General features: G+C 55.3%; 19 protein-coding genes. 15 read left to right on the top strand and 4 right to left on the bottom strand.

Annotated elements, in window-relative coordinates; all coding sequences use genetic code 11:
- Window positions 1-156: 156 nt before the first annotated feature.
- The 5 genes from rbfA (at window position 157) to G536_RS29280 (ending at window position 6,313) form a co-directional block, all read left to right on the top strand.
- Window positions 157-591, top strand: a complete 435-nt coding sequence (rbfA, locus tag G536_RS0121300; RefSeq protein ID WP_022825630.1) for a 30S ribosome-binding factor RbfA — start codon at window positions 157-159, stop codon at window positions 589-591.
- 100 nt (window positions 592-691) lie between these two features.
- Window positions 692-1,501: a class I SAM-dependent methyltransferase gene (locus tag G536_RS0121295; RefSeq protein WP_022825629.1), complete on the top strand. Its 810-nt coding sequence runs from the start codon at window positions 692-694 to the stop codon at window positions 1,499-1,501.
- A gap of 168 nt (window positions 1,502-1,669) precedes the next feature.
- On the top strand, window positions 1,670-2,902 hold the full coding sequence (locus G536_RS0121290) for an FtsX-like permease family protein (RefSeq protein ID WP_022825628.1): 1,233 nt from the start codon (window positions 1,670-1,672) through the stop codon (window positions 2,900-2,902).
- 176 nt (window positions 2,903-3,078) lie between these two features.
- A complete protein-coding gene (locus G536_RS0121285) occupies window positions 3,079-6,054 on the top strand; it encodes a DEAD/DEAH box helicase (RefSeq protein ID WP_022825627.1) in 2,976 nt (991 codons plus the stop codon).
- A 52-nt stretch (window positions 6,055-6,106) separates the two neighbouring features.
- Window positions 6,107-6,313 (top strand): hypothetical protein, encoded by a 207-nt coding sequence (locus G536_RS29280; RefSeq protein ID WP_022825626.1) that lies wholly within the window; start codon window positions 6,107-6,109, stop codon window positions 6,311-6,313.
- A 41-nt stretch (window positions 6,314-6,354) separates the two neighbouring features.
- Here G536_RS29280 and G536_RS0121275 read toward each other — a convergent pair whose 3' ends face one another.
- From G536_RS0121275 to G536_RS0121265, 3 genes are read right to left on the bottom strand one after another with little or no spacing between them, the layout of a single operon-like run.
- Window positions 6,355-7,353 carry a sensor histidine kinase gene (locus G536_RS0121275; protein ID WP_026880454.1) on the bottom strand — a complete coding sequence of 333 codons (999 nt, stop codon included), beginning with the start codon at window positions 7,351-7,353 and terminating at the stop codon, window positions 6,355-6,357.
- A gap of 8 nt (window positions 7,354-7,361) precedes the next feature.
- Window positions 7,362-8,141 carry a hypothetical protein gene (locus G536_RS0121270; protein ID WP_157530831.1) on the bottom strand — a complete coding sequence of 260 codons (780 nt, stop codon included), beginning with the start codon at window positions 8,139-8,141 and terminating at the stop codon, window positions 7,362-7,364.
- A 48-nt stretch (window positions 8,142-8,189) separates the two neighbouring features.
- Complete coding sequence (locus tag G536_RS0121265) at window positions 8,190-8,630, bottom strand: hypothetical protein (protein ID WP_022825625.1); 441 nt, start codon at window positions 8,628-8,630, stop codon at window positions 8,190-8,192.
- A gap of 217 nt (window positions 8,631-8,847) precedes the next feature.
- On the opposite strand from G536_RS0121265, the gene G536_RS0121260 reads away from it, so the two are divergent.
- The 8 genes from G536_RS0121260 to G536_RS0121230 all read left to right on the top strand — a co-directional run bounded on the left by G536_RS0121260 (window position 8,848) and on the right by G536_RS0121230 (window position 15,602).
- Complete coding sequence (locus G536_RS0121260) at window positions 8,848-9,303, top strand: SRPBCC family protein (RefSeq protein WP_022825624.1); 456 nt, start codon at window positions 8,848-8,850, stop codon at window positions 9,301-9,303.
- A 95-nt stretch (window positions 9,304-9,398) separates the two neighbouring features.
- Entirely contained in the window at window positions 9,399-9,944 is a 546-nt protein-coding gene (locus tag G536_RS0121255; protein ID WP_022825623.1) for a hypothetical protein, read from the top strand.
- A 116-nt stretch (window positions 9,945-10,060) separates the two neighbouring features.
- A complete protein-coding gene (locus G536_RS0121250) occupies window positions 10,061-11,251 on the top strand; it encodes a class I SAM-dependent rRNA methyltransferase (RefSeq protein WP_026880452.1) in 1,191 nt (396 codons plus the stop codon).
- Between the two features lie 18 nt (window positions 11,252-11,269).
- Entirely contained in the window at window positions 11,270-11,716 is a 447-nt protein-coding gene (locus G536_RS32315) for a hypothetical protein (protein WP_157530829.1), read from the top strand.
- A gap of 27 nt (window positions 11,717-11,743) precedes the next feature.
- Complete coding sequence (gene crtD / locus G536_RS0121245; RefSeq protein WP_245575872.1) at window positions 11,744-13,243, top strand: 1-hydroxycarotenoid 3,4-desaturase CrtD; 1,500 nt, start codon at window positions 11,744-11,746, stop codon at window positions 13,241-13,243.
- A gap of 102 nt (window positions 13,244-13,345) precedes the next feature.
- Window positions 13,346-14,029 carry a carotenoid biosynthesis protein gene (locus G536_RS0121240; RefSeq protein ID WP_084708764.1) on the top strand — a complete coding sequence of 228 codons (684 nt, stop codon included), beginning with the start codon at window positions 13,346-13,348 and terminating at the stop codon, window positions 14,027-14,029.
- Window positions 14,030-14,114: 85 nt separating this feature from the next.
- Window positions 14,115-14,726, top strand: a complete 612-nt coding sequence (locus G536_RS31075; protein WP_157530827.1) for a hypothetical protein — start codon at window positions 14,115-14,117, stop codon at window positions 14,724-14,726.
- Window positions 14,727-15,008: 282 nt separating this feature from the next.
- Window positions 15,009-15,602 carry an arylesterase gene (locus tag G536_RS0121230; protein WP_022825618.1) on the top strand — a complete coding sequence of 198 codons (594 nt, stop codon included), beginning with the start codon at window positions 15,009-15,011 and terminating at the stop codon, window positions 15,600-15,602.
- 60 nt (window positions 15,603-15,662) lie between these two features.
- On the opposite strand, the gene glgP is transcribed toward G536_RS0121230, so the two are convergent.
- A complete protein-coding gene (gene glgP / locus G536_RS0121225; RefSeq protein WP_022825617.1) occupies window positions 15,663-17,315 on the bottom strand; it encodes an alpha-glucan family phosphorylase in 1,653 nt (550 codons plus the stop codon).
- A gap of 355 nt (window positions 17,316-17,670) precedes the next feature.
- Here glgP and G536_RS31070 point away from each other — a divergent pair, with 355 nt between their 5' ends.
- Together G536_RS31070 and G536_RS0121215 are read left to right on the top strand one after the other, a co-directional pair.
- Complete coding sequence (locus G536_RS31070) at window positions 17,671-19,113, top strand: hypothetical protein (RefSeq protein ID WP_051167063.1); 1,443 nt, start codon at window positions 17,671-17,673, stop codon at window positions 19,111-19,113.
- 204 nt (window positions 19,114-19,317) lie between these two features.
- Window positions 19,318-21,213: a glycoside hydrolase family 13 protein gene (locus G536_RS0121215; protein ID WP_022825616.1), complete on the top strand. Its 1,896-nt coding sequence runs from the start codon at window positions 19,318-19,320 to the stop codon at window positions 21,211-21,213.
- The last annotated feature ends 25 nt before the right edge of the window (window positions 21,214-21,238 follow it).

The raw sequence follows: 21,238 nt of genomic DNA, 5'->3' as shown, positions 1-21,238 counted from the left end.
GGCCTTTGCTGGGTAAAGGTACGTTCAAGAGGGTAGTGGTTTCCAGTGGGCCAGTTGGCTCCAGCTGGACTTCATAGTTACCGGCCCAACTGTGAGTTGCAAAAAACCACCTACCCAAGACCCTAAGCCCCTAAGTTCCTATCTTTGTCAACTCTTATGGAAAGCAAACGACAGCAAAAAGTATCGAGCCTGTTACAGCAGGAACTGGCCACCGTGTTTCAGCGCGACCTGCCGCACCTGTTTCCGGGCCTCGCGCCGGGCATTGTGGGCGTACGTGTATCGCCCGACTTGGGGGTAGCCCGCGTGTACCTGAGCCAGTTGCTCATGCGTGAAGGCAGCGGCCAGGAAATGCTGGACATGGTGCACGACAATCAGAAACTCATCCGGCAGGCCTTGGCCAAGCGCGTCCGCCAGACCCTGCGTATCGTGCCGGACCTGGTGTTCTTCCTCGACGATTCGGCCGCGTATGCTGCCAAGATGGACGAAGTATTGGGCAAGCTCGATATTCCGGCCGCCGAGCCTGACACCGACGACCAGCCCGACGCTGAAGCGCCCAAACGCCCCCGGCTTTTCAAAGACGACAGTGAGTAAAGGTGAAGTTGTGGAAGTATGAAGTTGTGACCTTATGGGTACAACTATTCATTCTTCTTACTTTTCACAACTTCTCAACTTCACAAATTCACCAAACACCTTGCATTACGACCCGATAAAACGCTCTTTGGGCGAGGTCTTCAACCGCACTCCGCTGCTGCGGCGCCTGTTCTACCACCTGCTCGATTTGCTGTTATTGCGCACTTGGCACGTACACCGGGAATTGCGCCAATGGGCCAAGGGCCGCACCAACGAGCCAGTGAACATCTTGGATGCCGGCTCCGGCTACGGGCAGTACACTTACTGGCTGTCGGGATTGAGTGAGAAGTGGCACATTCTGGCCGTGGATGTGAAGGACGAGCAGATTGCCGACTCCAACAAGTTCTTCCGTGAAATCGGGCGGACCAACGTGCAGTTTGCAGTGCAGGACCTGGTGCTGTATCAGGAGCCTAACACCTTCGATATGGCGTTGTCGGTGGACGTAATGGAGCACATTCTAGAAGACGTGGAAGTATTCCGCAACGTGCACGCCTCGCTCAAGGACGGCGGCATGTTGCTTATCTCCACCCCCTCCGACCAAGGCGGCTCCGATGTGCATTCCGACGGTGAAACCAGCTTTATTGAGGAGCACGTACGCGACGGCTACAACATCCACGAGATTCAGCAGAAGCTACGCACCGCCGGCTTCGAGCGGATTGAGGCCCAGTACAGCTACGGTGAGCCAGGCCAGATTTCGTGGCGCCTGAGCATGAAGTACCCCATTCTGATGCTGGGCAAATCCAAGCTGTTCTTCATTTTGCTGCCGTTCTACTACTTGGTTACGTTCCCGTTCTGCCTGCTACTAAACTGGCTCGATGCCAACACCAAGCACGACTCCGGCACCGGCCTAATTGTGAAAGCCTGGAAGTAGACCTTTTTGCGCCCGGCGGCGTATCTTGTTTTGCTTCTTAGGCCTTCTTTTGGCTCTCTATACGTTCTAGTTATAGCAAACAGAATCGACTTTTAGGGGCTATTAGCAGGCTAGCAAGCGTGTTATTCTCTTACAATCAATTCGTTAAGCCCACCCCGCACGCCCCGCATGGACGTACCCCTGCTCATTGCCCGGCGTTATTTTCTCTCGAAGAAGAAGCGCAACATTATCAGCATCATTTCCAACATCTCCATGATTGGCGTGGCGGTGGGAACGATGGCGCTGGTCATTGTGCTATCGGTTTTCAACGGGCTTGAGGACCTCGTGCGCACGCTCTACGGCAAATCGGACCCCGATTTGCTGGTGACGGCCGTGCAGGGCAAGTCGTTCCCGGTGAACACGCTGATGCTGGACAACCTGCGCCGCCTGCAAGGCGTGGGGCTGCTGACCGAGGTGATTGAAGACAACGCTCTGCTGCAATACCACGACCGCCAGATGGTGGTGAAAATGAAGGGCGTGTCGGAAAACTACTACACTCAAAGCCGCATCGATTCGGCCATTGTGGAAGGCGACCATCGGTTGCTGCGCGGCGGCAATGAGCCGTATGCACTGCTGGGGGCTGGGGTGCAGCACGAGCTAAGCATTGCCCTCAATAATCGGTTCGCGCCGCTGCACTTGCTGTACCCGCGCAACACCGGCCGCAAAACGCTGTCGATGAATCCCGAAACGGCCTTCAATGAGCAAAGCATCCTAGCCGGCGGCGTGTTTCTGATTGAGCAGCACATGGACGACAGCTACGTTTTTGTGCCGCTGGAATTTGCCCAAAGTCTGCTCAGCTACGGCAACCGCCGCACCGCGCTGGAAGTGAACGTAGGCGACGAGCACGACATTCAGGAAGTGAAAGCCGCTGTGAAAAAGCAGCTCGGCGCCAAGTTCAAGGTCCTCGACTCCGACGAGCAGCACGTGAGCTTGCTGAAGGCCATCAAGGTGGAGAAAATGTTTGTGTTCATCACCTTCGCATTCATTCTGCTGATTGCCTCGCTCAATATCTTCTTCTCGCTCTCGATGCTGGTTATCGATAAGCGCAAAGACGTGGCCATCTTACTGGCTATGGGCGCTACGCCGCGCAACATCCGGCGCATTTTTCTGCTCGAAGGCGCCATTGTGGCTTTCGTGGGGGCCTTTACAGGCTTGGCGTTGGGCGTTGCCATCTGCTGGGCTCAGCAGACCTTCCACATCGTGAGCATGGGTATGGCTACCAGCGTCGTGGATTCGTACCCGGTGAAGATGCAGTTCTCCGACCTCGTGCTGACGGGGCTAGCCATCATCGTCATCACGCTTATCGTTTCCGTCCGGCCAGCTCTCAACGCGGCCACCATTGACGTGCGCGAGAATCTCTAGAACCTCTTCTAACTCAACCTTAAGCGCTCCTGCTTAGGCAGAGGTGCAAACCTGTATCTACTTTTCACCGAAATAGTTATATCATTTCGGCATTTGATTTTATTCCTGACTTTAAACCATAATATTTATTAGCAGTACTTACTTTTAACGTTTGAATTGAGTCTATCCGAGTTTTTATGAAGGTTTCTACTTCTCAGCCTTTCCAGATTGTTTATTCGCTGCTAGAGCACGAGTACCTAGGCTATCTGTTTGAATCATATGTAGTTCAGCGTAACGCTAAAGGCCAACTGACGCTTCAGCACCAGACGGTTTCCGGCAAAAACGCCCCCGAGTTTGCCGACGGCCTCGATACCGTGGACTTCGAGTTGATTACCCTTACCGACCAGATTCAGCAGGACGCAGTTATCAAGGAGTTTTCAGCCAAGAAAACCACGCCCGCCGATTTCTTCTTCAAAACCTATGACCCCGACAAAGGCGACAAACCATTGCAGGACGAAATCTGCCGCTACGTGCAGGAGCGCATGGGCCAGATTCTGAGTCGGTTGCATGGCAAGCAGGTGTTTATCATGGGCAAGGACGGCGAGCCGACTTGGCACGAAATCGGGCTGGCCGCGGAGGCAGCATCTATCCTGTTCCACTTCCGCCGCAACGACGACAATACCCATTATTTCCCTACCATCCAGTATCAGGGACAGAAGCTTGATTTTCAGTACAAAAACGCGGTAATCGTGTGCGAGCACCCGGCTTGGCTGCTCCTCAATGACGTGCTGTATTACTTCCGGCACGACGTGGACGGCAAAAAGCTGCGGCCGTTTCTCAACAAGAAGTTCATTGTGATTCCGCGGCAGGTGGAGGAAAGCTACTTCCAGCGCTTTGTGGCGCCGCTTGTGGAATCGTTTGATGTACATGCGCGCGGCTTCGACATTCGCTCGGAGCGCTACGTGGCCCGGCCCCAGCTTACCTTCTCTGATGCCCCCACTGCCAAGGTGGTAGTGGAAGAAGAGCGCCGCCGCCCCGCGCCGGGCCGGCCCCGCGCCACAGCTGCTGTGGGCGCAGCCGTAGCTACCCTGCCGGCCATATCCGACCACATCCACTTCGACCTCTCGTTTCGCTACGGCAATTACACCGTGCACAACGGCCACGACAAACGCGTGTGGGTGCAGCTGGAGAAGAAGGAAGACAACTACATTTTCCACCGGCTGGTGCGCAACCTCGACCGGGAGCAGGAAATCATTCAGGAGCTGGCCGACCGGGCGCTGGAAGTGCGCAACGGCCGCGCCGTGCTGGAAAAAGCCACGGCCTTCCGCTGGCTGCACCACCACTCCGACGAGCTGGCCCGGTTGGGTTTCACAGTGCAACAAGGCAGCACCTCGGGCAAAGACTATTTCATTGGGGCAGTAACCGTGGAAGTGGGCATTTCCGAGGCCAACGACTGGTTTGATGTGCGCGGTACGGTGCGCTTCGGCGAGTTCGAAATTCCGTTCATCAAGCTGCGGCCCTACATTTTGCAGCGTCGCCACGAGTACCGCCTGCCCAACGGCCAGATTGCCATCATTCCGGAAGAGTGGTTTACGCAGTACCTGGAGCTGTTTGCGTTTGCCGAGGAGCACGAGCACGAGCTGAAGCTACGCAAGCACCATTTGGCCCTGGTGTCAGACCTGCAAAACGGCAACCTGGCTACCGTAGTAATGAGCCACAAGCTGGAAAAGCTGCGCGGCTTCGAGACGGTGGAAGACCAGCCGATGCCAGCCGGTTTCCGAGGCGAGTTGCGGCCCTACCAGAAGGCCGGCTACAACTGGCTGCACTTCGTGAAGGACTACCACTTCGGCGGCTGCCTTGCCGATGATATGGGCCTGGGCAAAACCATTCAGACGCTGGCGCTGCTGCTGCACCGCAAGGAAAGCGGCGAAGCAGGTGGTGCGGCCTCGTTGCTAGCCATGCCTACCTCTCTGGTTTACAACTGGTTGAGCGAGGCCCAGAAGTTCACGCCGGGCTTGCGTATCCTGACGTACACGGGCACCTACCGCGACAAAAACGTAGCGCAGTTTGCTGACTACGACGTGGTGCTGACCAGCTACGGCATTGTGCGGCTCGATGCCGAGCTGCTGAAAACCTACAAGTTCGACTATGTGATTCTGGATGAGTCGCAGGCTATCAAGAACCCTAGCTCCACCACGTCGCACGCGGTGCGGGGGCTGGTGTCGCGCTACCGCCTCATCCTGACGGGTACGCCGGTGGAAAACAGCACCATGGATTTATGGTCGCAGATGTCGTTCATCAATCCGGGCTTGCTAGGCACCCAGGCATTTTTCCGCAAGGAGTTTCTTAAGCCCATTGAGAAGGGCAAGGATGAAGGCAAAACCCGTAAGCTGCACGCCCTTATCAAGCCGTTCATTCTGCGCCGCCACAAGGCCCAGGTGGCTCGCGAGTTGCCCGATAAAATCGAGCACCTCAGCTACTGCCCCATGACCGAGGAGCAGCAGCATTGCTACGAGGAAACCAAGAGCTACTACCGCAACAAGATTCTGCAAAACATCGAGGAGCACGGCACGGCCAGCACCCAGTTCATGCTGTTGCAAGGCCTCACCAAGCTCCGCCAGATTGCCAACCACCCGCGCATGGCCCACGAGGACTACGAGCACGAGTCGGGCAAGCTGCGCGAGATAATTCGGATGATTAAGAGCGTGGTATCCGAAGGCCACAAAGTGCTTGTGTTCAGCCAGTTCGTAAAACACTTGGATATTGTGCGGGCCTCTCTGGATGAGCGGCAGATTGAGTACGCCTACCTAGATGGCAACACCCGAGACCGGCACAAGGTGGTGAACCACTTCCAGGAAACCGAAGACCTCCGGGTGTTCCTCATCAGCCTGAAAGCGGGGGGCGTGGGCCTCAACCTCACCGCCGCCGACTACGTGTTCATTCTGGACCCGTGGTGGAACCCCGCTGTGGAAGCGCAGGCCGTTGACCGCGCCCACCGCATCGGGCAGGAGCGCACGGTGTTCACCTACAAGTTCATCACCAAGGGCACCGTGGAAGAGAAAATCCTGGCGCTTCAGCACAAAAAAATTCAACTCGTCACGGACCTAATAACCACCGACGAGGCCATCATCAAAAGCCTCACCAAGGAGGATATCGAGGAACTACTGAAGTAAGCTATATCCGTTTCACTGCCTACTGCTCCGGTGGTAGCACTAATTCATACTCATGGGTTTATTTGACGCGCCGGAACCCGTACGGGTGGAAATCAAAGGTCACGCGCTGCAATGTGTTATTTGTGGTCACCAGAGCTTCCACCGCAACGAGGCAAAGCTGGACCGCGCCGGGCTGTTCACTTCCGACTGGGCCGACCCCATTGCCATCTGCTACGAGTGCGACAACTGCGGCTACCTGCACTGGTTCATGCCGAAGTAGTAGTTACCCAACAACATATAAATGGAGGCAAGGTAGAAGCATTACAGCGGCAGCCGCATTACAAACTCAGTGTATTCGCCCTCCTTGGTTTCAAATGTAAGCGTACCATCGTGGCCCTGCGTAACAATATCGTAGCTAATAGATAAGCCAAGACCAGTCCCCTCACCGGTAGGCTTAGTAGTAAAAAAGGGCTGGTAGATTTTCTCCTGTGCTAATAGCGGAATACCAATTCCATTATCCCAAACCCGCAATTCAAAGTGATTGTTGATTAGCTGGGTACTAACTCGTAGCTCGGGTTGGTAACCTGCATCTTGTTGTTGCTGGCGTTTTTGCAGGGCATAAAAGGCATTGTTGAACAAATTGAGCAGCACCCGCCCAATATCCTGCGCCGCTACATTGATAGGCTCTATTTGCGCCGTCAAGTTGCTAACAATAGCGGTATTAAAGCTCTTGTTTTTCGCTCTAATTCCTTGATAAGCCAGCCGTAAATACTGATCTACCAAGGCATTCAAATCGGTAGGCTGCCGCTCACTGGTGGTATTTCGTGCGTGCAGCAGCATGCCCGTAACAATAGCTCCGGCGCGGTGACTGTGCTGCAATATTCGGTGTAGATTGTCTCCGAGAGAAGTCAGCAGTTCGGTAGCTACTGCTTTTTCTGGCTCCGGAAGCTTGTTCAGAACTTCTTCTTTCACTTCGTCAACAAGCTCTACACTCACTTCCGAAAAGTTCATCACGAAGTTGAGCGGATTCTGAATTTCATGCGCGACGCCGGCCGTTAGCTCGCCCAACGAAGCCAGCTTTTCGCTTTGAATCAGTTGGCGCTGCGTGGCCTGCAAGCGCAGCAACGACTGTTGCAAGTCAGCAGTACGTTCCTGCACCTGCCACTCCAGCAGCTCGTTCTGCTGTGCCAGTATCTGGTGCTTTTCCCGCTCTTGGTGCAGCCGCTGCCGCTGCTCCCGTACTAGTATGACTATTATTCCCGCCACCAACAGCAGCAGTACCGGGCCAATCAGCAGGAACGGCAGCAGGGCGTTGGGCATGGATTTGCTCAGTTTGCGACTGTTGACTGGTGAAGATTAAGTGGCTGCCACAGCACTTTATAGGGCCGTGCGTGCCACCGGCTGTAGTGCAGCCAGCGCGGCAAAGCCCGTAGTGGGTTGACACTTGATGGAAAGAAGCTAAACATCCAAGCCAACAGGCCCATATGCACGGCGTAAAGAACGGCATCAGGGGCACTGATAATCCGGTCTAATTTAATTATAGTTACTGTATCGTACCCTGAATTATACACTATATTTGATGATACATATGTAACAATAGCGCAGGAGAAATAAAATAATATTGCTGCGCTAAAAAAGAACTCTGGTTGCTTCATCAAAGCAAAGTTATCCCAACTTAGCTGCACTATATGAAGTATCGCTACTCCCACCAGAATAACACCACCGAAAGCTTGTGCATAAATATTTAAATTGGTGAAAAATCCGTTGAATAAACTAGCATCTAAAATAGACACAATAATAAATATCCAAAGCGCAACTGAAATACATTTTAATATATCAATTGCATAAAATAATTTATAATATATTTTTAATAACAAGACAACCGAAACAAATGTAGATATATGGTACACATATATATCATTATGAAAAATATATCTACTAAAAATCTTAACAACATACAAAAATGCCTCTATGCTAACATAAAAATATAACAACTTAAATTTGGCTGGGGTACTAAGGCCTGTTACAAACAAGAAGAGAAATAAAAGCAATGGTGCTGCTTCCAAGACTCTACTAGTAAGATGAATAACTTTAATCCAGCTTTCCATTCATGTAGTCATCACATTTTTATCTTAAATACCTAATTTTACAAAATATTATTTATTATAAAATACACTTTCATCATCACAATTATGTGGACATCTATCATAGCTTAACATCATTTGCTTTGAAACTTCTTTACCTTCTTTTGTTCCAACCACTACTATACCAATTGCTCCTTCGTATTCAATTTCATTATCCTCAATTGTTCTGTATATACGTATTGCATCACAGTCTGAACAATTTTCAATAAATTTATTTAAGGTAGAAATACTAATATTTACTGCCTTAAATCCATTATCATACTTCTTCTGATATTTTATTGCTGCGTTATCTTCTCTAGTCTCAATAGGCAGTATAATACCTCCAGGATATTTAGGATCTTTCAAAAACCTTGCAGTTTTTGAATCTTTTTCACTAACCAAGCAGCTGGTCAAAATACCGGCTACACCTGCAAAAATTATGCAGCCCTGGTAGAAGTGAATGGACTTTTTCATAAGAAACAGGTTGAGGTGAATACAACTAGCTCCGGCCTATGATGACTAAACAGCGTGTCGGCAGGAGACATAGCATATTACAAAAATTTATATGAAAATTAAAAATAATGAATACTTAATTTATCTTGCTTGAAAAGCCCTTTTGTCCTGAGGGTAAGCAACACTTCAGTTATTGTTCTAAGCCAAACAAACCCTGCGGATAAGCAGTATTATCTGCATGCACCTCTACCTCCGCACGCACGTAGCCGCTTCACCCGTCCAAGTGTGGGCGGGCTTCACGCGGGAGCTGTTTCTGGCCTTAGCTCCGCCGTTTCCACCGTTTCAGCTGTTGCGCTTTGATGGCTGCCAGCGTGGCGACGAGGTGCACATTCAGATGGGAGCGGGGCCACTCAGCACCCGTTGGAACTCGCTCATCACCGACCACGGCACTACCCCTGATGGCACGTATTACTTTGTGGATGAGGGACAGTTGCTGCCCGCACCGTTGCGCTACTGGCAGCACCGCCACCTGATGCAGCCCGCCCCCAATGGTGGCTGCTACATCGTAGAGGACATTGAATACCACACTGCGTCCACCGTACTGGACCGGTTGCTGTGGCCCATTATGTGGGCGCAGTTTGCGTGGCGGCGGCCTATTTATCAACAGTGGTTTGGAGAGGTGACAGCGCAATAGCCAGCCCAGGTGGAGCAACTAGGCAGCGCTAAGCAAGCGGCTACCGTATATGCTCACACAAGCCTGTATCTTGCTGCCTCTCCCTGGTTCTGCCCATGCGTATTTCGCCTGCTTCTGTCCGCCTGTCGCGGCACCTCACCCGCCTTTCGCTTGCTGTACTAGTTCTGCTACTGGCCGCCAGTTGCCACAGCACCCAAGTAGCCTACCAGTTTCGGCCAGCACCCTCGTACGCTACATCCAACGCAGCTACCAAAGTTGCACCCGACTCGGTAATGATATCGGCTTTGGTGGCAGTAACAGCGGCAACTCCCGCTACAGCGGCGCCAGTTACTGCCAGCAAACCAGTTCAAGCAAGCTTGCAGCCTGCTCGGCAGATACGCCGTGTGGTAGCTTACAAGATAGGACAGCAACTTACCAGAGCTACTGCCAGCCGTAGCGCGGCGCAACGCATGCATCAGGCAGCCCGGCCCCACCAAATGGAAGAAGTTGGCCTGGGTACTACGGTATTCGGGGTGCTGGGCTTGATTGTACTGCCTATTTCTCTGATTGGATTGCTAATTTGGGGCGGACCTATCTGGGCTATTCTGGCCGGCCTATCGGCGCTGGCTATCCTCATTGCCTACCTCGACCCGTTTGGTTAAGGCGAGTGGGGCTGAACGTCAGGCAGCCAATCCTAATTCAGCAATGGAACCAGCAGCCCGCCAAATGGCTTTGGCGTACCTTTGGGCTTTCTCGTTTCGTTTGAATTTTCGCTGCTATGAGTTCCGCTACTGTCACGCTTAAGCCCGGTAAAGACCAGTCCCTTCGTCGTCGTCACCCGTGGGTGTTTTCGGGGGCCATTGCCCGGATGCAGGGCGAGGTAGTGGAGGGCGAAGTAGTGATGGTGCAGGCTGCCAACGGCGAGGTGCTAGGCATGGGCCACTACGCCCCCGGTTCCATTGCGGTGCGTATGCTCGACTTCGGCCCCGCCGTGCAAATGCCGGAAGCCAGCTTCTGGGAAAACCGCCTGCGCAACGCCTACCAGCTCCGGCAAGGCCTGGGCCTTACCGGCACGGGCAGCACCAACGTGTACCGCCTCACGCACGCCGAAGGCGACGGTTTGCCCGGTCTCATCATTGACGTGTACGGCGACGTGGCAGTGGTGCAGGCCCACAGCGCCGGTATGTACAAAGCCCGGCCGCTTATTGCTGCTGCGTTGCAGGCGGTAATTCCGGGTCTGCGGGCCATCTACGACAAAAGCGCTGAAACCGTACCCGCTAAAGCTGCCCCAGGGGCGCAAAACGGCTACCTGTTCGGGGAAAGCAGCGGCGCCGAGCACATTGTGCAGGAAAACGGCCACCCGTTTGCAGTAGATTGGGAAACCGGGCAGAAAACCGGCTTCTTCATCGACCAGCGCGACAACCGTAGTTTGCTGGCCCGGTACGCTCCGGGCCGCCGGGTGCTCAACACGTTCTGCTATACCGGCGGCTTCAGCTCTTACGCCTTGCAAGCCGGCGCCGAGTTGGTGCATTCCGTCGATTCCAGCAAAAAAGCCATCGAACTGACCGAGCGCAACGCTGCCCTCACCGGCCTGGAAAGCAAGCACGCCGCCTATGCCGAAGATGTATTCAGCTTCTTCAAGTCCAGCCAAGAGCAGTACGACCTCATTGTGCTCGACCCACCGGCGTTTGCCAAGCACCTCTCGGCCCGCCACAATGCCCTGATGGGCTACAAGCGCCTGAATGCCGCCGGCATCAAGCAGATTGCGCCAGGTGGGCTGCTCTTCACGTTCAGTTGCTCGCAAGTAGTTTCGGCTGAGCTGTTTGAGGGCGCGGTACTAGCCGCTGCCATCGAAGCCGGCCGCCCGGCCCGCATCCTGCACCGCCTCACCCAACCCGCTGACCACCCCGTCAGCCTGTTCCACCCCGAAGGCGAGTACCTGAAGGGCTTGGTGCTGGCTGTGGAGTAGGTGGTTGCCAGATGCCGTATGGAAAAAGGAAAGCTGTTGTCAGATCCTTGGAATTTCCCCAACGAATTTATGGCTCCTAGCGGGCAACAATGTCTGCGGTACAACTCTTTAGGTGAATTTAGCCAGGGCAGCCCTCTGAATGGAGAATGTTTCTGGGTACTGCCTAACTCTTTACCTGTACAACTTCCTGGTAGCTATGGAGGCCCGCCTGTGTGGAATGGTACAGGCCAACGCGTCGCTTTACCGCGTTGGCAGCCGTCCAGGCTAGGCGGAATCAGAGAGCATCTTGCCGTGCTGGATACGCAGCGTCGAAAGCTAATAGTGTTTCAACAAAGTTTCCGGGTCCTGCATATGCATGCATTTAATGGCTTGCTTGTTACCGGTCTGGACAGCCCAGTTTATAACCCAGAGCCTTTACTTTTTAATCTGGAAACCGCAGCCATAAGGCACGTTTTCGAGTTATAGCTACCGGTATACCTTCCTGCTTGATCTGTGGCGCGCAAAAAAACCTACGTTTCTCCTGCTTCTCGACCTGTGGCCGTTGTGGGGGCCGGCATTGGCGGCATTGCTACGGCGGTGCGGCTGGCCGTGCGCGGGCACCACGTCACGGTATTTGAGGCCCAGGAAAGCTTTGGGGGCAAGATGCACCAGCTGGAGCTGCCGGGCGGCTACCGGTTCGATGGAGGCCCGTCGTTGTTTACGCTGCCGCACCTTGTCGATGAGCTGTTTGAGCTGGCCGGGCGCAACCCGCAGGACTACTTCCGCTACCAGCGTCTCGACCCAATTACGCAGTACTTCTTCGCCGATGGCACCCGCCTCACTGCCTGGGCCGACGAGGAGAAATTTGCCGCCGAAGTGGAAACCAAGCTGCACGTACCGGCTGCCGACGTGCTGGCGTTCTTGCAACGCAGCCGCCAGGCTTACTCCGCCACCGCCGATACGTTCCTGCAAAAGTCGCTGCACAAGGCCAGCACCTACCTCAGTCCCGACGTGCTGAAGGCCGTGGCTGCTACGCCCCAGCTAGGCCTGCTGGAAACCATGCACCAGCGCCACCAAGCCGCCTTCCCCGGTGATGCGCGCTTGGTCCAGCTTTTCGACCGATTTGCCACCTATAACGGTTCCGACCCCTACCAAGCCCCCGCCACGCTCAGCATGATTCCGCACTTGGAGCACGGGCTGGGCGCGTTCTACCCCGAAGGCGGCATCTATGCCATTGCCCAAAGCCTGGTAAGGCTAGCCGAAGAGCTAGGTGTGGAGTTCCGCTACCAGGAGCCAGTGCTGGAAATTCTGACGGCGGCGGGGCAAGTAACCGGCGTGCGCACTGCTCAAGATGTGTACGACTTCGGACTGGTGATCAGCAACATGGACGTGGTGCCCACCTACCGCAAGCTGCTGCCTACTCAGCCTGCGCCGGAGCGTACGCTCAGCCAGCCTCGCTCCTCCTCGGCCCTGATTTTTTACTGGGGCGTAGCTCATCGGTTTTCGGAGTTGGGCGTGCACAACATCTTTTTCTCCCAAGACTACAAGCAGGAGTTCGAGGCCATCTTCCAGCAGAAAACTATCAGCTCCGACCCGACGGTGTACGTAAACATCACCAGCGGCCACACTCCCAACGATGCCCCAGCCGGCCACGAAAACTGGTTTGTGATGGTGAACGTACCCCACGACCAAGGCCAGGACTGGCCGGCTCTCATCAACCAAACCCGCGCCGCCGTGCTGGCACGCGTGAGTAAGGCGCTGGGGCAGGATGTAGCACCGCTGATTAGGGCCGAGCACGTGTGGGACCCGCCGGGCATTGCAGCGCGCACGTCGTCGTTTGGGGGGGCCCTGTACGGCAGTTCCAGCAACAACATGCTGGCGGCTTTTCTGCGACATCCTAATTTTTCGCGTAAGCTGGAAGGACTGTACTTTTGCGGCGGTTCGGTGCACCCCGGTGGCGGTATTCCGCTTTGCTTGCTCTCCGCCCGCATCGTATCCGGTTTAATCAACTAAAAATCCAGAATTAAAAATTAAAAGAATGAGACCTACAACACGGTAGCCTAGGCCACGGGTACAGTCTTTTCATTCTTGATTTTTAATTTTTAATTCCTCTTCATGCCCGATCCAACTCAACAATACCCGGCTCCGGCAATGGAGCAAGCGGCTGCACATAAAAAGCGGCTGCGCATTGCGCAAGGCATCCTGCTGTTATTCCACGTGACGGGTTTCGTGGGGCTGGGTTTTGCCGAAGACCCCAGCTTCTACCTGCAATTTGTACCCCTGAATTTGTTGCTCACCGTGGGGCTGCTGCTGGCTTTCCAGAAGGAATACACACCTAGCTTTGTGTGGTTCTGCTTGGTAACTATGGCGGTGGGTTTCTTCATTGAAGTGATTGGCGTAAGAACCGGATTATTGTTTGGGTTCTATAAATACGGCCCCACGCTAGGGGTGCAGTGGCTGAGTGTGCCTCTCATGATTGGAGTGAACTGGCTGATGCTGACATACACCACCGGCGTTTTGGCGCGCTACCTTCCAATTCCCAATTTCGGACGAGCGGTGCTAGCCACGTTACTTATGGTAGGCCTTGATGCTTGCCTAGAGCCCATGGCAGTGCGCTACGATTTTTGGCAGTGGCGTTTCGATGTCATTCCTTTTCAGAACTTTAAGGGCTGGTTTGCCGTGTCATTAATCTTGCAAGTGTTCTTCAACCGCACCGATTTCGACAAGCGCAACGACCTAGCGCCGTTCGTATACATGCTCCAGCTTATTTTCTTTTTTGGACTTGGACTTCTCCACTAAAAAATAAAGCTATTCCGGAATACTATTTGCTGTAGGTGGGAGCGTTCTACGCGTGATTTTTTCTGGCCAAAACCACCCTATCTATATGGAGCAAGTATTACTCCATCAATTACTTGATAAAGCCAATTCGCTGTTCCTTTCCGTAGGGCTTGGTATAGTGCACGAAGAGCAGCTTGCCGCAGCTCTCGATTTAACTCACCTTGAGTTTCGTAACCAGTTCAACTCCAAGCAGGAGTTGATTGTACAGGTTGTGCAGCGCAACATCACCCGCCAGCAGCACGAGCACGCCGAACTATTTGCTAACCTGGGCACTCCCATCGAATGTTTGTTGGCGTTACTGCATCATAGCTTGCAAGAGCTACGTCGTTCTCCACACTACGATTATCACGTGATGCGTGAGCAATACCCGCAAGCTTGGGATACCATGCAAGATTTTCTGGAGCAGTACTCGTACCCGTTGCTTACGCGCCTGTTGCAGGAAGGTATCATTGAGGGCCAGCTTCGGGCTGACCTTAACGCATCATTCATAGCTCGTATCATGTTAGCTCAATTCGGTCTTATTCTCAACGAGGATATTTTTCCACCTGACCACACCAACCAAGCCGACGTGTACCGCAACATCTTTTTCTACTACGTGCGCGGTCTTTGCACCGAGGAAGGGGCCCGGCTGGCCACCACTCATTTCGCCCGCATGTAAGCGGCTAACTAACTGATTACCCTATAATTTCAAGAACAACTACGGGCCTAGCTTCACAAGGAAGCTAGGCCCGTAGTTGTTCTGTGAACAAATAAGAATAGGAACCAGCTGGGCTTTCTGGCCGTTTGCTTTAGTGAGTGGCGCCCGCCTGTTTGTGGTGTTCGGGTGCATTCTACGCCGGCTTTGCACTACTTAGCTTCCAGTAATTTGGGGTTACAATCGTCTTACTAAGGAAGTTACTTGGCTGCTTTCACGCCAGCTTTTCCACCGTTTTCCTCTGTAATGCAGAACATAATTTTCTTTGGTGACAGCCTTACGGCCGGCTACCAACTGCCCGCCAGCGCAGCTTTTCCCACATTGCTTCAGCAGCGCATCAACGCTCTTACCTTACCCTACAAAACCTTCAACTACGGCGTAAGCGGTGAAACCAGTGCCGGTGGCCGGCTCCGGCTGCCGAGCGTGCTAAACCGCCAGCCCGTAGACGTATTCGTGCTGGCCCTAGGCGCCAACGACGGTCTGCGCGGCATTCCGGTGCGGGAAACCACCCAAAACTTACAGGACATTATCAGCCAAGTGAAGCTGAAATATCCAGAGGCCCGCTTGGTGCTGGTAGGGTTGGAGTTCCCATTTGATTTGGGCCCGTTGGGTGGGCACCAGATGGCCCGCTACGCCCAGGAGTTCAAAGCCATATTCCGCGACCTGGCCGACCGCAACAGCCTACCGTTCGTGCCCTTCCTGCTGCAAGGCGTCCTCGGCCAGCGTCACCTCAACCTCCCCGACGGGGTACACCCTAACGCCGCCGGCCAGAAGATTCTAGCCGATAACGTGTGGGCGATACTGGAACAGGTGCTAGCGGTTAAAAACTTAGAGAGTTAAAAAAGCTAGCCCCCTCCTTTCTCAAGGAGGGGGCTAGCTTTTTTAACTCTCTAGCATCAACTACTTCGCGTTGTACAGGTTTTTGTAGTACTCAGTAGCCATGCGGTGCGACTCGAATTCGGGCTCCACTTCGCGCATACCGGTTTTCACCACTTCCAGGTACTTCGCGGGCTCACCGTAGTACAGCGGCACAATTTCGTTTTCGAGCACATCGAGTAGGCTGGTGGCTTCGATGTCGTCCTTCACGTTGTCGGGCTGATAGGGGTCGGTGTGAGGGATGATGAAGCTGTTTTCGCCGTGGCGGGCAAATTCGGGTACCCAGCCGTCGGCAATGCTTAGGTTGACGGAGCCGTTCATAGCGGCCGTCATGCCGCTGGTGCCGGAGGCTTCGCGCGGGTAGCGGGGCGTGTTCAGCCAGATATCCGAGCCACGCTTCAGGTAGCCCGACAACGACAGCTCGTACCCGGTCAGAACGGCGCAGTTATTGAGCGGCTTCACCTTGCGGATGATGTCGTTGAAGAGGCCGATAGCGCCGTAATCCTTCGGATACGGCTTGCCGGCCCAGATAACCTGCACGGGCCGCTCGGAGTTATTGATGATTTCCAGGAACCGCTCGAAGTGGCGCAGAATCAGGTCGGCGCGCTTGTAGCCGGCGAAGCGGCGGGCCCACACCACGGTCAGTACTTCGGGGTCGAGGAGGGTACCGGTCTGGTCGGCCACGATGTCGAAGAGCTGCTTTTTCAGCTTGCGCTTGCGGGCCAGCAGGGCTTTGTCGTCGTTGGCTTCGAGGGCGGCGTGCAGCTGCTGGTCGCGCCAGTAAGTGCCGTTTTGGGCGTTGGTGATGGCAATAATGGGGCAAATGCCTTTGTTGCTGCCCCACATTTCGTTGGCTACGGTGCCGTGTACCTTGCTCACGCCGTTGGAGAGGCGCGAGAAGCGCAGCGCGGTGAGCGTGTAGTTCATCCGGTCGTTTTCCACGCCGGCTACCTGCGTGATTTCCTCGGCCGGTACTTTCCCGAAAAACGACATATCGGAGAGCAGCTTCATGGGGTGCTCCTCGTTGCCGGCCAGCTCGGGGGTGTGGGTGGTGAAAACCAAGCGCTTCTGCACTTCTTCCAGCTTCCGGCCGTGCTTTTCGTAGAGGTAGAACGCCAGCGGCAGACCGTGGCCTTCGTTGAGGTGGTATACATCCACGGGTACGTTTAGCAAGTCGAGCAGCTTGCCACCGCCTACACCCAGCAGGATGCTTTGCGCCACGCGGGCCGCCGTGTCGGCGTCGTAGAGGTGGTGCGAGATGGTGCGCGAGATGTAGTCGTTTTCGGGAATGTCGGTGGTCAGGAAGAACATCGGGGCCGTACCGAACGTGTCGGGGGCCAGGTACAGCGCCTTCACGTACACGTTGGCATCGTGAATGGTGATGGGGAAAACAAGGCCCGTGTCTTCGAGGAAGGAATACGTTTTCTGTGTGAACTCGGCGCGCATGGTTTGGTCCTCGTTGCGGCCCTGGTCGTAGTAGCCGAAGCTCCACAGGATGCCGATGCCCAGCAGGTTCTGCTTGAGCTCGTAGGCGGAGCGCATGTGCGAGCCGGCCAGGAAGCCCAGGCCACCCGAGTAGGTTTTAAGCGCCTGATCCAGCGCGAATTCCATGGAGAAGTAAGCCGCTTGCGTGGTGAATTCGGCAGCTGGTGCGTAGGGTTTGAATTCGAATGCCATAAAGAAGTGAAGTCAGAGAAAAGGCAGCCCCATTGAGCTACCTACTGCCCGGCATACGGCCGGCTAGGGCAATACGTTCGGGGCAAGTGCCGGCCAAGGTGACAACAATCCGCGCCAAAAACAACGGCCCGGTTGAGCTTGGACGCCAGCCAAAGACGAGCAGGCGCCATTCTGCAGTCAAAGCAGCGCCCTTGCTTGCTGAATGCTTAGCTGGTGGCCTCTTAGCAGCGCGCAGGGGAGGGGAGCCCGGCAGTAAGTTGACATAACCGTAACTTACCCGTTGCGGTAACCGCCTGACCGGTAGGTTATTTTTGCACTTCTGTCCTCTTCCCTTCCAACCACAACCAACCCTTTCATGAAGTTCAACCCCATTTTTGCAGGTGCTCTGCTGGCTTTGTCGGCGGCCTGCACCAAGCTGGAACCCACGCCCAGCGCCGCCCCAGCCACTATTTCCAGCATTGCCGATGTAAGTGCTACCGGCTTTCCTGAAACCTTTGAAACCGGCACCAAAACCGCCTATACCACGGGCTCCGTCACGCTCAGCTCGGGCTCCTGGACCCTGAACGACGCCCTGCTGGGCAACACCACCGCCGACGCCAAAACCGGCAGCCAATCGGTGCGGGTGCGCAACGTGGGCTCGGTGGGCATGAACTTCAACACCACGGCCGGCGCGGGCGTGGTTACCGTAGGGCACGCTGTGTACGGCACCGATGGTAGCTCGCAGTGGGAGCTATGGGCAAGCCAGAACAGCGGCAGCTCGTACGTGAAAGTAGGTAGCACTGTCACCAGCAGCAGCGCTACGCTGAGCACGGCCTCGTTCACGGTAAATTTGAGTGGCACGGTACGCCTGCAACTCCGCAAAATCAGCGGCGGCACCAACCGCATCAATTTCGATAACGTGACCGTGGAGCAGTACGGCGGCGGTACCACCACGCCGCCCCCAACCACCGGCGCCAAGAAATTCCTGTTCGACGGCTCGCACGGCGAACTGGCCGGCAACGCCGACTGGGTGCTGGACGTGAACAGCGGCATCCCCTCACGCTACCCTACGCCGGCGCAAAGCGGCATCACCAGCAGCACCGCCGAAACCTACTGGACGGGCGCTATTTCGGCCTGGGGCGTGGCACTGGCCAAGCAGGGCCACACGGTGGAGCAGTTGCCAGCCGGAACCGCCATCAGCTACGGCAACACCAGCAACCCGCAAGATCTGAGCTTCTACAACGTATTTGTGGTCGATGAGCCGAACATCATTTTCACAGCGGCCGAGAAAACGGCCATCCTGCGGTTCGTGCAGAACGGGGGCGGCTTGTTCATGATTTCCGACCACGACATTTCCGACCGCAACAACGACGGCTACGACTCACCGGACATCTGGAACGATTTGATGCAGAATAACTCGGTGCAAGCCAACCCGTTCGGCTTCTCGGTGAACCTCGACAACATTGTGGAGAATAGCAGCAACGTGCGCGCTGGTACCAACCCCATCTTGAATGGTTCGCAGGGCGCGGTGTCGCAGCTTTCCTTCCACAACGGCGCGACCATGACGCTCAACCCCACCGCCAACAGCACCGTGCAGGGCCTGATCTGGCGCACCTCGGCCACTTCACAGGGCAACACCTTGGCCATGGCCGCCAGCAGCACGTTCGGCTCGGGCCGCGTGGTGATTATCGGTGACTCCTCGCCCGCCGACGACGGCACCGGCTCGCCCGGCAACACCGTGTACGACGGCTGGGGCGAGAACGTGAGCCACCCGCGCCTGCACCTGAACGCCTCACTTTGGCTGGCTAAGCTGCAATAGGCCGTTTTTCGTTGTTCGTAACTGGTTTTTTGGAAGCCTCGCCATTTGGCGGGGCTTCTTGCGTTTGCACAAATTGCCAGCGCCAGAACACTGCGAACCTCTGCGTTTCTCCTCTGCGGACCTCTGCGAGAAACCACGTTTGACCATCCAGTAGGCTATTGAATTGTTACCTTGCCGCCCCCATTCTACTATTCCCACATTCCCATGAAGCTTTCTCGTTTCCTGCTGCCAGCCCTGGCAACTTGCCTGCTGACTATCCCTACTATGCAGGTTCACGCTCATCCGTCGGCCGCCTCGGTGGTGCCTGCCAAAAAGCTCGCTAGCATCCAGCGCATTGACCCGACTTTTTGGTGGGTGGGCATGAAGAACCCCAAGCTCCAGCTGCTGGTACACAACCCCGGTATTGCCGACAGCAAGCTAACGATGGCCGCTTACCCCGGCGTGACGCTGGAGGGCACCCAGAAGCTGGAAAGCCCCAACTACCTGCTAGTCAACCTGAACATTGCGCCCGATGCCAAGCCGGGCAAGCTGAAACTGGAATTTGCGGGCGGCAAAACCAAGCTGAAGTACGACTACGAACTGCGCGCCCGCAGCACCGACAAAAGCCGGGTGCAGGGCATCAACAGCTCCGATTTTATCTACTTCCTGATGCCGGACCGTTTCGCCAACGGCGACCCGAAAAACGACATCATCAAAACGGCTCGCGCCCGCACTGTGGCCCGCGACTCGATGTACGCCCGCCACGGCGGCGACTACAAGGGCATCGAGCAGCATTTCGATTACCTGAAAAGCATGGGTGTGACGGCCATCTGGCCCACACCGGTAACCGAAAACGACATGCCCAAGGCCAGCTACCATGGCTACGCCGTGACGGATTACTACAACTCCGACCCGCGCTACGGCACTACCGAGGAGTACGCCCAATTTGTGCAGAAGGCCCATCAGAACGGCCTCAAGGTGATTCATGACGTGGTGCTCAACCACATGGGCAGCTACAACTACCTGTTCCTGGACCAGCCGGCCAAAGACTGGTTCAACCAGTGGCCTGCCTTCACGCGCAGCAACTACAACTCCTCTGCCCTCAACGACCCCTACGGCTCCGCGCGCGACCGGGACCTGTACAACAAAGGCTGGTTTGACACCACCATGCCCGACGTCAACCAGAGTAACCCGCTGGTATCTACCTACCTGATTCAGAACTTTTTGTGGTGGGTGGAATACACTGGCCTCGACGGCTACCGCATTGATACGTACCCGTACTCCGACCCCAAATTTCTGATGGACTGGGGCAAGGCGCTGCTCGATGAGTACCCGCAGTTGGGTATGTTCGGGGAGGCCTGGGTGGGTAGCACGGCCCAGCAGGCCTTCTTCGCCCGCAACATTCTGCCGCCCGTGGATGGCTTCAAGAGCAACCTGCCCGGCGTGCTCGATTTCCAGTCGCAGAACGCCATTTGGGACGCGCTGAAAGAGAAAGGCAACCCCACTCGCCTGTACGAAGCCCTGCAAGGCGACTGGCTGTACGAGGATGCCACCCGCAACGTGGTGTTCATGGACAACCACGACATGAGCCGGGTGTATTCGGTGATTGGGGAGAGTTTGCCGCGCCTGAAAATGGGCTTTGCCTGGCTGCTGACCACCCGCGGCATTCCGCAACTGTACTACGGCACCGAGATTCTGATGAAGAACTTCTCCAACCCCGACGGCCTGGTGCGCGCCGACTTCCCCGGCGGTTTCTCCGGCGACAAGCAGAACAAGTTTACGGCCACCGGCCGTACGCCGCAGGAGCAGGAGGCCTTCACGTACCTGAGTAAGCTGGGCACCTACCGCAAAGCGCACCCGGTACTGCAAACCGGTAAGCTAATGCAGTTTATCCCGCAGGATGGCATCTACACCTACTTCCGCTACAACGACCAAGGCGAAACGGTGATGGTGATGCTCAACTCCAACCAAGACGAAAAAACCGTGGACGGCACCCGGTTTGCGGAGCGACTTGGTGGGTTTAGCACTGGTACCGAGGTGGTGTCGGGCGCTGCCGTTACCGATTTAAAATCCTTCAAGGTGCCGGGCTGGTCGGCGCTGGTGGTGGAGTTGCGGAAGTAGGTTTTTCTCGCAGGGTTTCGCGGGG

The organism is Hymenobacter norwichensis DSM 15439, from assembly GCF_000420705.1.
GTDB classification, from domain to species: Bacteria; Bacteroidota; Bacteroidia; order Cytophagales; family Hymenobacteraceae; genus Hymenobacter; species Hymenobacter norwichensis.
Note: the sequence above shows the minus strand (reverse complement) of the source record. Positions and strands in the feature narration are given on the sequence as shown.